This is a genomic window from Bifidobacterium aerophilum (assembly GCF_010667685.1).
Taxonomy (GTDB): domain Bacteria; phylum Actinomycetota; class Actinomycetes; order Actinomycetales; family Bifidobacteriaceae; genus Bifidobacterium; species Bifidobacterium aerophilum.
In genome coordinates this window covers 24,110-37,881 of record NZ_WHZW01000016.1, presented here as the reverse complement: position 1 = coordinate 37,881, position 13,772 = coordinate 24,110, and the positions used below count along the sequence as shown (strand labels likewise).

10 protein-coding genes and 1 pseudogene are annotated in these 13,772 nt (G+C 51.9%); all 11 read left to right on the top strand.

All coding sequences use genetic code 11. The features are described from left to right. Positions 1–241: 241 nt before the first annotated feature. Entirely contained in the window at positions 242–1,747 is a 1,506-nt protein-coding gene (locus GFD25_RS08270; RefSeq protein WP_239512494.1) for a sugar transferase, read from the top strand. Between the two features lie 108 nt (positions 1,748–1,855). After that, positions 1,856–3,877: a DUF4012 domain-containing protein gene (locus tag GFD25_RS12485; RefSeq protein ID WP_163231777.1), complete on the top strand. Its 2,022-nt coding sequence runs from the start codon at positions 1,856–1,858 to the stop codon at positions 3,875–3,877. Between the two features lie 154 nt (positions 3,878–4,031). After that, a complete protein-coding gene (locus GFD25_RS08260) occupies positions 4,032–5,534 on the top strand; it encodes a tyrosine-protein kinase domain-containing protein (RefSeq protein WP_338024643.1) in 1,503 nt (500 codons plus the stop codon). 95 nt (positions 5,535–5,629) lie between these two features. After that, the gene (locus GFD25_RS08255; RefSeq protein ID WP_204314843.1) at positions 5,630–6,868 is read left to right on the top strand and encodes a nucleotide sugar dehydrogenase; all 1,239 of its coding nucleotides are present in this window, start codon (positions 5,630–5,632) and stop codon (positions 6,866–6,868) included. Continuing rightward, positions 6,762–7,364 (top strand): PssD/Cps14F family polysaccharide biosynthesis glycosyltransferase, encoded by a 603-nt coding sequence (pssD, locus tag GFD25_RS08250; RefSeq protein ID WP_476727075.1) that lies wholly within the window; start codon positions 6,762–6,764, stop codon positions 7,362–7,364. Before GFD25_RS08255 ends, pssD begins: the two co-directional genes overlap by 107 nt. 26 nt (positions 7,365–7,390) lie before the next feature. Further along, complete coding sequence (gene pssE, locus GFD25_RS08245) at positions 7,391–8,992, top strand: PssE/Cps14G family polysaccharide biosynthesis glycosyltransferase (RefSeq protein ID WP_163231770.1); 1,602 nt, start codon at positions 7,391–7,393, stop codon at positions 8,990–8,992. Next, the gene (locus GFD25_RS08240) at positions 8,989–9,795 is read left to right on the top strand and encodes a hypothetical protein (protein WP_163231768.1); all 807 of its coding nucleotides are present in this window, start codon (positions 8,989–8,991) and stop codon (positions 9,793–9,795) included. Before pssE ends, GFD25_RS08240 begins: the two co-directional genes overlap by 4 nt. 8 nt (positions 9,796–9,803) lie before the next feature. Further along, positions 9,804–10,907: a glycosyltransferase family 4 protein gene (locus tag GFD25_RS08235; RefSeq protein ID WP_163231766.1), complete on the top strand. Its 1,104-nt coding sequence runs from the start codon at positions 9,804–9,806 to the stop codon at positions 10,905–10,907. After that, a complete protein-coding gene (locus tag GFD25_RS08230; protein WP_163231765.1) occupies positions 10,900–12,039 on the top strand; it encodes a hypothetical protein in 1,140 nt (379 codons plus the stop codon). Before GFD25_RS08235 ends, GFD25_RS08230 begins: the two co-directional genes overlap by 8 nt. A gap of 8 nt (positions 12,040–12,047) precedes the next feature. Continuing rightward, a complete protein-coding gene (gene wzx / locus GFD25_RS08225) occupies positions 12,048–13,454 on the top strand; it encodes an O-unit flippase-like protein (RefSeq protein WP_163231763.1) in 1,407 nt (468 codons plus the stop codon). Positions 13,455–13,583: 129 nt separating this feature from the next. Further along, positions 13,584–13,702 (top strand): annotated as a pseudogene (locus tag GFD25_RS12245) (IS3 family transposase); the annotation flags it as partial. Positions 13,703–13,772: the final 70 nt, after the last annotated feature.

The following is a 13,772-nucleotide window of genomic DNA, read 5'->3' as shown; positions in this document are numbered from 1 at the left end:
CCGTGTCGGACGTATGCGGAAAGAGGGTCGTTTCGTTCCGATGGCCGCGATCGTGAGCCGGTATTCATCCAAGGGATCGAAACGGGAGAAGAGCTGGATGGCATCGGTACAGACTGAGCCCGGCAACACCGCGGCCAGTGAGAAGGGAATGGGCCGCACGGTGAGCGGTACATCGGATAGCGTCTCATTCGAAACCGGCGGAGAGCGAGCTTCCCGTAAATCCCCAGAGCCGTCCCGTCTGTTGACCGATCTGCGCTCCAACCAGTACAGCCGCGTTCAATACTGGCGGTTCTTCCTCAATCTGGCGTTGTTGCTGTGTGACACGGCGATGTTCATCGTCGGCTCCGCCACGGCGCTGCTGTGGTTCAAGCATGGGGATCTGGCCACGTTCATCGACCTGCCGGCGTTCGACACGACGCTGTATCTGGTCGTCGGCGCATGCGCGTGGGCGTTCTGCCTGTGGCGCGTCGGCATATACCATCGTCACATCATGGGCGACGGCTATCAGCTCGTACCTCTGATCATCAAGGCGGCGGCCATCAGCTGGATCGTGCTGTGCGCGGTGAACTACGTCTTCCGCGTCGACGTGCCGCTGTTCACCGTCACGATGATGATCCTGTTCTCCTGCGTGCTGACGATCGCCGAACGCATGCTGTCGCGCGCCGTGATCATCCATGACCGCAGCAAGGGCGCGTACACGTACGCCACGATCGTCGTCGGCTCGCCGCAGGGCATCGCGCATACGCTGCGTTTCCTCGAGGACCGTCAGCAGCTCAACTACAAGCCGGTCGCCATCTGCCCGATCGCCGAGAATCCGACGATCGGTGCCGTGGAATCCGCGCGGCTGACCGATGCCGAACTGGACGAACTGGCGTCCGTGTGGGATGTCTCCGATCTGCCGGTCATCGATTACGACGACCGTCTGGCGGAAACCGCGGTGCGCATGAAGGCGCAGACCGTGATGGTGACCGACGTGCTCCATCGTGATTCCGACAATTTCGCGGCGTTCTCGATCGGCATCGAGTCGATCGGCCTGGAGATCGCGCTGCTCACCTCCGCCGCCGACATCGCCGGTCATCAGCTGTCCATGCGCACCCTGCGCGGCATCAACATCCTGACGATCAGCCTTGCGCAGTACGGCGTGACGACGCGGATCCTCAAGCGACTGTTCGACATTGTCGTATCGTCCCTGCTGATCGTGCTCACGTCCCCGCTGATGATCGGCGTGGCCATCGCCATCAAGCTTGACGACAACGGTCCGATCTTCTACAAGCAGAAGCGCATCGGCCTGCGCGGCAAGCCGTTCGAAATGCTCAAATTCCGTTCGATGGTCATCAACGCCGACGCGCTGAAGGCGAAACTCGCGCAGGAGACCGGCCAGACGGACCGCTTCATCTTCAAGATGAAGGACGATCCGCGCATCACCAAGGTCGGCAAGTTCACCCGTCGGTTCTCGGTGGACGAGCTGCCGCAGTTCTTCAACGTGCTGCGCGGCGACATGTCCGTGGTCGGCCCGCGGCCGCCGCTGCCGGAGGAATACGCGAGGTACGATCAGATCTACGCGACCCGCATGTTCGTCAAACCCGGCATCACCGGCCCGTGGCAGGTGTCCGGACGGTCGGATCTCAACGCCGAAGAGAGCGAGCAGCTCGACGTCTCCTACGTGCAGAACTGGTCGATCGGCGGGGACATCATCTACGTCTTCCGCACGGTCGGTGCCGTGCTCGGGCACAAGGGCGCGTATTAACCCCTATCTCGCACCCCTCTATTACACTAAAACCCGATATTCCGTGTGTTTGAGCGACCTTGGCCGGACGGTCTTCCGGCCTGATCGGGAAGGAAACGGTGGTCATCCGTGGCAGAGAACCCGTCCGACAACACGAATGATGAGATGACCGGCCGCGTGTCGGCCGATGCGGCATCGTCCGGCAGCGCGTTGCCTGGCAACGATGCGTTCGGCGACTTCTCCGGCACGCCGGTCGAAGGATTCGATTTCATGACCGCCGAGGACGATGGTGGCGCGAGCGGGGACGGCGTCGGAGCAGGGGAGTCCGGTGGTGCCGGCGATGCCGGTGAAGCCGCGCCGGTTTCCCGCCGTCACCGTCGCCGGATGAGCCCGCAGCATATTCGCCGCATCAAGCGCCGTCGCCGGCGCAAGCGCATCCTCATCGGGCTCGGCGTGCTTCTGCTTATCCTCGTCGCGCTCAGCGCGTGGTTCGGCGTGTCCGCCATGAAAACGAAGAACGAGCTCCAGCAGGCGGTCGCCTCCGCCAGTGGCATGCAGGAAACGCTGCTCGGTGGCGACTCCGCCAAACTCAACGCACAGGTCAGCGAATTTTCCGGCCATGTCAATAATGCCTACCGGCAGACCAGTTCCGTGCTGTGGGCGGTCGCCGCGCGCGTCCCGTACATCGGCGACGACATCACTGCGGTGCGCACGGCCGTCACCGCAATGGAGAACATTTCGTCGCAGGGACTGCCCGCGCTGACGAACGCGATCGGTGCGCTGGGCGACGTCACCGTGCAGAACGGTACGGTCAGCATGCCCGGTATGACGCAGGCCGCCGAAGGTCTCAAACAGGCAGACACGGTCATCGATCATGCGAACCAGTCCGTCGTCGCCGCGCCCACGCCGCATATCCAGCAGATCGCCGAAGCGATGAGCAAGGCCAAGGAGTACCTCGCCACGGTCGACACCACGGTGCATAACGCGTCCGTGTTCGCGCAGATCGCGCCGAGCATGTTCTCCACGGACGGGCAGTCGCGCACGTATCTGATTCTCGCGCAGACGAATTCCGAGATCCGACCGTCCGGCGGCCTGCCGGGATCGTGGGGCACGATGACCGTGACCGGCGGCAAGGTCGAGATGCACGAGTTCGTCGCGGACACCGACGTGACCCCGACCTGGTTCGATCAGCCGGTCATCGACCTGACCGCCGAGGAACGGTCGCTGTTCACCGACAAGCTCGGCCGCGTGGCGCAGGACGTGAACTTCACGCCCGATTTCCCGCGCACCGGCCAGATCGCCAGCGCCATGTGGAAGACCCGGTTCGGCACGCAGGTGGACGGCGTGATCGCCATCGACCCGGTGTTCCTGCAGAACATGCTCGCCGTGACCGGCGGCGTCACGCTGAGCGACGGCACCGTGATCGACGGCACGAACACCGCGAAGTTTCTGCTGAGCGACGTGTATGCGCAGAAAAGCGAGGACGAGCAGGATGCGTTCTTCAGCGAGGCGGCCAGCCTTGCATTCCAGCACATCATGGACAAGGCCGATGATCCGAAGGCGTTCCTGAAGGCTGCCGTCGCGTCGATCGAGCAGGGTCATATCCTGATGTGGAGCGCGAATGCGGACGAGCAGAAGCTGCTGGAGGAGACGGTGATTTCCGGCCGGCTCGCCACCGAGGCGTCCGATCCGCAGGTCGGCGTGTATTTCTCCGACATCACGCAGTCGAAGATGGACTGGTATCTCAAGCGAGAGGTCACCTCCGAGTTCGACAAGGTGGCCGCGAACGGCGCGAACCAGTACACGGTGCACATCAAGCTCACCAATATGATGACCGCCGATCAGGTGGCGTCCACGCCGCAGTATGTGTTGGGCAGCCAACTCGAAGGCATCGCCAACGGACAGATCAAGACCGCGGCGTTCGTCTACGCGCCGGCCGGCGGCCGATTGGTCGACTGGACGATGAGCGACGGCAGCCAGTTCGATGGCATCACCGTGCACGACGGATTGACCCTTGGCGTGAAGACGTTCCTGCTCAGTCCGGGGGAATCCTATGAGATCACCGTGCATGTGCAGTCTGCCCCCGGAGTGCAGGCCCCGATCATTGTCCGTCAGACACCCCAAATCGAGGGGCGCACTGAGGGCAAGTAAGGTGAATGCTTCCGGTTGCACTGGAATAATGAGGAAAAATGGATGATTTGTGAATGCTTGTCGGCATCTGAGACCCTATTTTAAGGGGGTACAGGGGCATTGATAAAATCCACATTGGTTACGTGCAGAAGTTCGGATTAAGAGGAGAAAACGGGTGGTTTCCGGAGAGAACAACGAGCAGCGGAATCATGGTGCTGAGGATGCCGTTTCAGAGGGCATCACCGTCATGGATATCTTGCATGCCGTGCGCAAACATGTTGTTGCGATGATCGTCGTGTTCGTTGCTGTGTTCGCTGCGGTGTGTGCGTATACGGTTCTCACTCCGCCGAAATACACATCCACTGCACAAGCATTCGCCACGTACCGTAGCGATTCCGCCAATTCGCAGGATAACTTCAACAGCATCAACAGTGCGGGTACATATATTTCCAATCAGATCAAATCGTATCCAACGCTTGCCACCACCGAATCGGTATTGCAGCCGGTGATCGATGATCTCGGGTTAAGCATGACCGTCGATCAACTTGCTGCCGAGCTATCCGTCACCAATCCGACGGATACCGCATTCGTCAATGTGAGCGCCACCGATGGTGACGCCCGACAGTCCGCTGCTATTGCGAATGCTGTTGCGGATTCGCTCAAGACCGTGGTGGAGGAATCCATCTATTCCTCCGATCAGAAGTCTCCCGTCATGCTGACTGTCGTTCAGCAGGCGCAGGAACCGACGTCGCCGAGTTCTCCGAATGTCAAGATGAATTTGGCGCTTGGTATCGCAGTTGGTCTCGTATTGGGCGTGATTGTGGCGTTGCTTCGGGATCTGCTGTCTACCCGAGTCCAGGATATCCGTGATCTTCAGGAAGTCATCGATGCGCCGATCATGGGGCGTATCCCGGACGACGAGAACTTGAAGAAGGCTGTGCCGGTAATCGTCTCTTCGCCGAGCAGCGCCATCGCCGAGGAATACCGTCGTATTCGCACCAACCTCTCGTTTACCCAGGCCGTCGAGGGCACGAAGTCTCGTCTGATCGTTATTTCGTCGGTCGGCCCGAATGAGGGCAAGACGACCACTTCGGTGAACATTGCGGCCACGTTGGCGGAAAACGGTGCGAGTGTGCTGCTGATCGATGCGGATCTGCGTCATCCGTTGGTCGCCAATAAGTTGTCGCTTGAGGGCAATGCTGGTCTGACCCATGTGCTGTCCGGTCAGGCAACCGTGAAGGATGTGGTGCAGCGCTACTGGAGGCCGAACCTGCACATCATGCCGGCCGGTCCGAAGCCGCCGAACGCGTCCGCGTTGCTGAACTCGCAGACCATGAAGGAACTGATCAAGCAGGCGCTCACCCAGTACGACTACGTGCTGGTGGACACGTCGCCGATGATCGTGGCCAACGACGCGACCGTGTTCGCCTCGATGGGCAACGGCATGGTACTGGTGTCCGGCCGTGACGTGACCGACAAGCGCGAACTGCGTGACATCGCCGCACAGCTGGACAACCTCGGCGTTTCGGTGACCGGCTTCGTCTTCAACTTTGCCAAGGAGAACAAGAAGTCCGGGTATTCGCACAGTAATTACTACTACGACGATGACGATGAGTCGTCTCGTAGGAAGAAAAGCCGAACGCGCAAGAAAAGCACTGCTCGCCGAGCAGCGAGGTGATGAGGCTGCTATTGTTCTGTTTCCTTTAAAGTCGCGGCTATTTATATCGTTCCATTGAAATGAGGTCAAAAAATACTATGCGTGATTTTGATTCGTTGAAGATTGCCGTTGCCGGTACTGGTTATGTTGGCCTGAGCCTGGCTACCTTGTTGTCGCAGCATCATCAGGTTACCGCTGTGGATATTGTTCCGGCGAAGGTTGATATGATCAATGCGCGCAAGTCTCCAATTCAGGATGATTACATCGAGAAATACTTCGCGGAGAAAGAATTGAATCTTACCGCCACGCTCGATGGTGAGAAGGCCTATGCGGACGCCGATTTCGTGATCATTGCCGCACCGACCAACTATGACAGCACGAAGAATTTCTTCGATACCTCCGCAGTGGAGTCCGTCATCGACCTAGTGATGAAGGTCAACCCGGACGCGATCATGGTGATCAAGTCCACCATTCCTGTCGGCTACACCAAGTCCATCCGTGAGAAGACCGGCTCCAAGAACATCATCTTCAGCCCTGAATTCCTGCGCGAGTCCAAGGCTTTGTATGACAACCTGTACCCGAGCCGTATCGTGGTCGGCACCGACCCTCAGGATGAGCACCTCGTGGAGGCCGCCCACACCTTTGCCAAGCTGCTGCAGCAGGGCGCCATCGAGGAGAACATTCACACGTTGTTCATGGGCTTCACCGAGGCCGAGGCCGTCAAGCTGTTCGCCAACACCTATCTGGCACTGCGCGTCTCTTACTTCAACGAACTCGACACCTACGCCGAGTCCAAGGGATTGAATACGCGAGAAATCATTGATGGTGTATGCCTCGATCCGCGTATCGGCACCCATTACAACAACCCAAGCTTCGGCTACGGCGGCTACTGCCTGCCGAAGGACACCAAGCAGTTGCTCGCCAACTACCGGGACGTGCCGGAGAATCTCATTGAAGCCATCGTGGAGTCCAACGCCACCCGCAAGGACTTTATTGCCGATAGTGTACTTAAGAAAGCTGGCTACTACGGCTATAACGACAACAACGAGTATGATTCCGCTGACGAAAAGCCGGTAACCATCGGTGTCTACCGATTGACCATGAAGTCCAATTCAGATAACTTCCGTCAGTCCGCGATTCAGGGTGTGATGAAGCGTATCAAAGCGAAGGGCGCGACCGTTATCGTATGCGAGCCTACGCTGGAGAACGGTACCACATTCTTCGGCTCCGAAGTGGTCAACGATCTCGATGAATTCAAGAAGCGTAGCGATGCGATTCTCGCAAACCGTTACGACTCCTGCCTTGATGACGTTGAAAACAAGGTCTATACGCGCGACCTGTTCCGTAGAGACTGAGTTCGAGTCGAAAGATACATACAGCATGAGCAGGAAATCCCCCAAATTATGTTTCGCTGCGTCCTCCGGTGGCCACTACGAACAGCTAATGATGTTGAAACCTCTGATGCAGCAGTACGACAGTTTCGTACTGACTGAACAGACACAATATGAATCGAAGACCGAGGGGGAGAAGACCTATTATGTAGGCCAAATCAACCGCAAGGAAAAGTCCGTGCTGTTGAAACTGGTTATCAACGCGTTTCGTTGTCTTGGTATCTTCGTTAGGGAACGCCCGGATGTAATTATCTGCACAGGTGTACTTGCCATGTTACCGATGTGCCTGATCATGAAGTTGTTTGGTAAGAAGCTTGTCTATATCGAATCGTTTGCAAAGGTGACTTCTGCAACGGAGTCCGGCAAGTTGCTGTACCGTTTTGCTGACCGATTCTATGTGCAGTGGGAGAGCATGAAAAACATCTATCCGAATGCCATCTATCTCGGTAGCATCTACTGAGTCGATAGGATGCGGGTGACGGACTAATGATTTTCATTACCTTAGGATCACAAAAATTCCAGTTCAATCGACTGCTTAAGGCAGTGGACGAATTGGTAGCGAATGGCATCATTGCTGAGCCAGTGTTTGCACAAAGCGGTTACAGCGATTATCAGCCGAAACACTATGAGTTCAAGAATTTCCTTGATCGCGACGAATTCGCCAAACGTATGGATGAAGCTAATCTTGTCATTACGCATGGTGGTACTGGTGCAATCATTGGAGCAGTGAAGAAAGGCAAAAAGGTTATCGCTGTTCCACGTCTTGCTAAGTACGGTGAGCATGTGGATGACCATCAGCTGCAGTTGCTCAAGGAATTCAAGCAGATGGATATCATCTGCGTCTGTGATGACTGTTCCCAGCTTGGTCATGCTCTGGATGAAGTGCAGCATACTGAGTACCGGCCGTTTCATTCCAATACTAAGACCATTATTGACTCGATTAATGGGTTCATTCATTCCGAAGTAATGGGGGAGCAGACATCTGAAACGAACGACGATAGCCTGAGTGTGCTCATGGTCGGCAATGATCCGTCGGTTAAGGGTGGCATCACCAGCGTAATCAGTCAACTGCTCGCCCATGATTGGGCGGCAGATGGCGTATCCATGAAATTCATTCCGACATACATCGCCGCGAACCCGGTGAAGAAAATCCTATTCTTTGAAAAGGCATTGCATCGGATCCGCAAGCTGCTTGCCAATCCGATTACTCGTCCGAACGTAGTACATATTCATATGTCGTATAGGGGCAGCTTTGTACGTAAGCACCAGGTGCACAAACTGTGCCGTAAGTATGATGTGCCTGATGTCATCCATATGCATGGTTCAGAGTTCAAGAAATGGTATGACAGCTGCAATCCTAAGCAGCAGGAACGCATCTGCGCCATGTTGCGAGAAGCCTCGGCCGTGATCGTGCTTGGCAATCAGTGGAATGAGCGCATCAAAACTATCGAACCGGCTGCACATACGGTGGTAGTAAGCAACACCGTACACATCCCCGACATAACTGTGAGTTGGCCTGAGTCTGGTAAGCGCTTCCAAGTGTTGTTTATGGGTGTGCTCATTCAGCGCAAGGGTGTGGACGATTTACTGAATGCGTTAGCTGAGCTTCGTAATACGAATCGACTGGGCAATATGCATGTAGTCATTGCCGGCACCGGCGCTCAGGAGGAAGAACTCAAAACCAAGGCCCAAAATCTCGGGCTGTCGGGTGATGCCGTAGATTTCGCCGGTTGGACCGTCGGCGATAAGAAGCGCGAACTGTTCGAACACAGTCAAGCGCTTGTGCTGCCTTCATATAACGAAGGTCTCCCCGTCGCCGTACTAGAAGCCATCAGCTATGGCATGCCCGTGGTCGCCACGAGCGTGGGTGATATGGCTGCTGCCGTGCATGATGGTGAAAACGGCTATCTGATAAAGCCTGGCGATGTAGATGCGTTGGCTGACTCATTGGTACGCCTCAACGATCGTGCACGTTACGTGGAATTCTCACAAGCGTCGCGCGAACTTGCCGAACGTGAGTTCAACGATGCCGGATACTTCCGTGAATTGACAAACCTGTATAGGCAAGTGGCGAAGGAGTCTCGATGAAAAAACTGAGTAAATACATCGAATTTGCCACCACATTGCTGAAACAAGCTGTTCAAGAACGTAAATTCCGCTACGGGAATACCACACTGAAATATATGTATCAGCCTTGCAAGGGGTCGAATCGTCTGTTGGTAGTATTCAGTGCTTGCACTCGACCTGGGCTTCCCGCGCGTTACAACTATATGCGTACCTTGAAGAATATCCCGGTCAATAAGCTATTCATTCTTGATGATTTCGGTGAGGACCATCGTGGCGGCTATTACCTTGGTGCATATCCTGGTTTCGAGATGGAGAAGGCGACCAAGACCCTTATTGACTCGTTCCTCAAGCGCCCGGAGATCAAGAAGGTATGTTTCGGTGGATCTTCAAAGGGCGGTTGGGCAGCGTTAAACTTTGGCGTCCAATACGCAGGTCGCGGCTTAGGTGCCGAAATCATTACTGGTGCACCACAATTCTGGCTTGGCACGTATCTACAGGCTCCAGGAGGATTGATAACGCTCGAGAGCATTGCCGTGTCAAAAAACGCTGATGTTGTGGCCAAGGTCTCAGATGTACTCGATATCTATCTCAAGAAGAATATCGAAGCAAATCAATTTGCGAAAGAACAGCATATCTATATCCATTATTCAACGCAAGAACACACGTATAAGGAGCACATCAAAGATCTTCTCAAGGTATTACGTGAATGTGGTTTCAATCTCGTTGAGGACGTTAAAGATTATGAAAATCATGGGGATGTAAGTCTCTACTTCCCTGCATTCTTTGTCTCCTCTATTAATCACATAATCAATGCGGATTCTTAGGAGTACGAATGCGTACTGCACATGTAGTATTTTCTTTCACCAGTGGTGGAATTGAGCATCTTCTTATTGATCTACTAAATAACTGGTCTTCTGAAGATCAACTCATGCTTTGTATCATTAATAACACCTTCGATGCAGCATTGATTGATGCAATCCACAAGCGCGCAAATGTGACTGTCGTATGTCTGAATCGTCCCGAAGGTCAAGGGAAACTTCGCTACCTGAGGAAGTTAAATGCGGTTTTGTCTGATTTTCGTCCGAATGTGGTGCATTGCCACAGTAACAATGTGCTGTTGTTTACGTTGCCGCTGAAGTTGCTGCATCCTCGGTGGAAGTATGTTTACACTGTTCACGACACCAATATTTATAACCATCTTCCAGCAACGACCGTAGCTTTACATAAGCTACTGGTTTCCCGTATCACAGCTATTTCGAAATCCGTGTATGGAAATATCGTCAGTGCTGGATTTCCTGAGCCTCGTACCGCTGTGGTGTATAACGGCGTTGACCCAGACAAGTTCATTAGCCACCATGGCTCACAAAATGGGTTAAAGACGATAATATGCGTTGCGCGACTGTTGCCTGAGAAAAAAGGACAGGACATCCTGATTGATGCACTTGCCGATCTCGCCAAACGCGGTGAACATTACCGGTGTCTGTTCGTCGGTGCGGAGCCATCTGAGCACCCCGAATATCGTCAGCAATTGATTGATCGTGCTGCGGGATATGGGTTGGAGCATGTCGAATTTCTTGGTAATCGAAACGATATTCCCCAGCTGCTGGCACAATCCGATATCTTCGTGTTGCCATCCCGATATGAAGGATTTGGCATTGCCATCATCGAGGCGATGATGGCCAAGATTCCTGTCATTGCTTCGGCGGTAGACGGCCCGAAAGAAATCATTGGAAATGATCAGTATGGATTGCTATTTAATGTCGGGGATAGTTTTCAGTTGGCACTTGCGATACATCAAATAGAAACAGAAGATACGGCAAAGATAGTGAGCTTGGCATATAAACATGCAATTGAAAAGTATAGTATTGAATCAATGATTCAAAGTTATAAAAACGTTTATCAATCGGTTACAGATAATTGTGGAATAAGTGGCTGAGATGATTAATAATTTAGTAATTGTGCCACGCGTTAATTCTTTTCTTGAGTTAGGCTTGGCGATTTTTGTTGTAAAATTATTCCTGAGCTCATCGGTGCTATTCTCATATTCTAATATATTAGATCTAGCGCTCACCGTATTGGGTGTTGTTGCATTAGGTATTAGTATTTTAAGTCAAAGATATAAAGCTGGAACGTTATTCTTCTATGCAGGTATATCAATTTTAGCTTTACTAAACTATTATTTTACAGGACTGTCAATTCTTCTTGAAGGTATTATTACAATCCTTGCCATACGAGGCCATAAATTTGATTATGTGATAAATTATATCTTTCGTTGGTCGTTGCTGTGCCTTATGATACATTTTTTATTTTTACTGATTGTGCTTCCAGGCAGGATTGACAGTTATTTTTATAACGATGGCACTAGAAACAGATTTAATTTCGGATATTCGCACCCTAATGTTTTTTCTGCTTATATAGTCAACATGGCGTTAATCTGTATTTGGTTATCTTATAAAAAAATTTCAGCAAAAAAAATGTTATGCATAACAATGGTCACTTTTGCTGTGGCGGCACTCACTCAGACACGTACATTGATCGTGAGCACTGTTTTTATTATCGCTGTGATAACTTTCTGTAAAAGAATCCATGATTCAAATAAACTTCTTTCATTTGTTGCTGGACTTATATTTCCTGTAGTCGGGCTACTATACTTTATTTCTTGGAACCTATACTTACGCTCGAATTCTTTAGTTTTAAAGATAGATAAGCTATTATCTGGTCGAATACTTTTAGGATCATATGTTTATTCGAATAATGGATTTACTCTTCTTGGCAGAGATATGTCAGATCGCTCGACTACATGGAGTTCTCTTTTTCCTATAACCAGATTCACTTTTGATGATTTCTACTCCTATTTATTGTTGAACATAGGGGTTGTATGGTTTGTTTTGATTGCGATTTTTTTATGGATGCTGTCCAAAAGAGGTAATAATAAGGTTAATTGCTTTATTATTATTTGGTCGGTTTTAGGTATAACGGAAGTGCATGGGTTGAATGTTTATAGTGGGTTTGTGGTATTGCTCCTTGTATTTTTATTAAACAAAAAAACTGGCACCATTGATTTGTAAGGTTTCTAATGGCTCTTAAAACTAGGCGTTCGGATATTATTTGGAATTATGTAGGCACTGTAGTGTCTATGGCGAGTGGGTTCATTTTATTACCTTTGCTTATGAGGTTTTTATCCGGTGATGAGCTTGGATTGTGGTATGTGTACTTAGCTATCGCTAACTTAGCCATGCTTTTTGAATTCGGCTTTACTCCCACATTCGCACGTAACATAGTCTATGTACTCAGCGGTACTCGTCGCCTTACTGCCACTGGGCGTGATGCATCGGCTGTGCGAAAAGGTATCGACTGGCACCTGCTCAACACCGTCATTCGAGCATCCAAACTTATCTATGCTGGTATAGCCAGTATCACACTCCTGATCTTGGTCACAGGTGGAACCGTATACATATCTCACATTACCTATGGTATGAAGGACGACGGGCACTGGGGGGCGTGGATTCTGTTCTGCCTGTCTATCTTTTTGAACCTATATTTCCTGTATTCCATCACTATTCTGCGTGGATATGGAGATGTAGCTGGAGAAAACCAAGCCAAAACCATCGCCAAGGCTATGCAGCTGATAGTCAGCGGCGTTCTTCTAATTATGGGATATGGGCTACTTGGCGCATCAATCGGATATTTGACCAATGCACTTTTACTACGTGGATTTGCCATCATCCGTATGCGTAAACATCGCGATATTGAAGCTGGACGAAAAATAGACAAGCAACCAATCACATTCAAGGAGATACAATCCGTTTTAGGCACAGTCTCGCATCTCGCTTGGAAGGATGGCATAGTTAGCCTTGCAACATATGCATCCACACAGGCCACTTCAATCTTCTGTTCGCTATTTCTTACCCTTGAACAAACCGGTACATACTCTGTGCTTCTTCAGCTTGCAACTGCACTTTATAATTTTGCAGCGGCGTATCCTAGGTCATTTCTCCCCGCTCTGCAGTCCGCATATGCTGAGAACAACCGCGAACAACAAAAGAATATTATCTCCGCTAGCATCGTAGTTTACTGGATTCTATATATTGCAGGCACGATCGGTGTAACTGCCATTATCTTGCCACTGCTACCTCTGTTCAAACCTGATGTAGATGTTGATTACTCGTTGTTTATCGCATTATGTGCTTATATGGCTCTGCTTCAGCAGCATTCCATTTTTTGCAGCTTTATCATAAGCATGAATGAAATTCCTTATATGAACGGTTTTTTAATCGCTGCGGTGGCAGGTTGTGCATTAGTATGCCTGTTCTGCGGCCCTATGCGCATGGGCGTCTGGGGTCTCGTTTTAGGACAAGCATTCTCCCAAATTATGTACAACAATTGGAAATGGCCTCTTTATCTCTGTCAGCGCATCGACACCACATACATTGGACTCTGGCATAACGGTATTAATCAATGGTGTAAGCGATTGCATCACTAAAACCTGCGGTATGAGTTCAGCCGACGTATGGTGCACCTCAATCTCATGCGCGCTTGCCGGTGGCCGCGTCCGTTGGACATCCACGAGAATATCCGGCGACCATCGGCTCGATGTCAGGCCGGGTGCGTCGTGGTGCATTCCGACCGCGGATGCCACTACCGGTGGCCGGGATGGGCAGTGCGGGGTGGACGCGCAGCATGTCACGCAAGGGATGCGGTCCGGATAACGCGGCCGCGGAGGGGTTCTTTCGGTAACCTCAAGATGGAGATGGAGTTGGGGTGTGGACGAAATGTTGGACGCCTTGGGCGTCCGGATTGG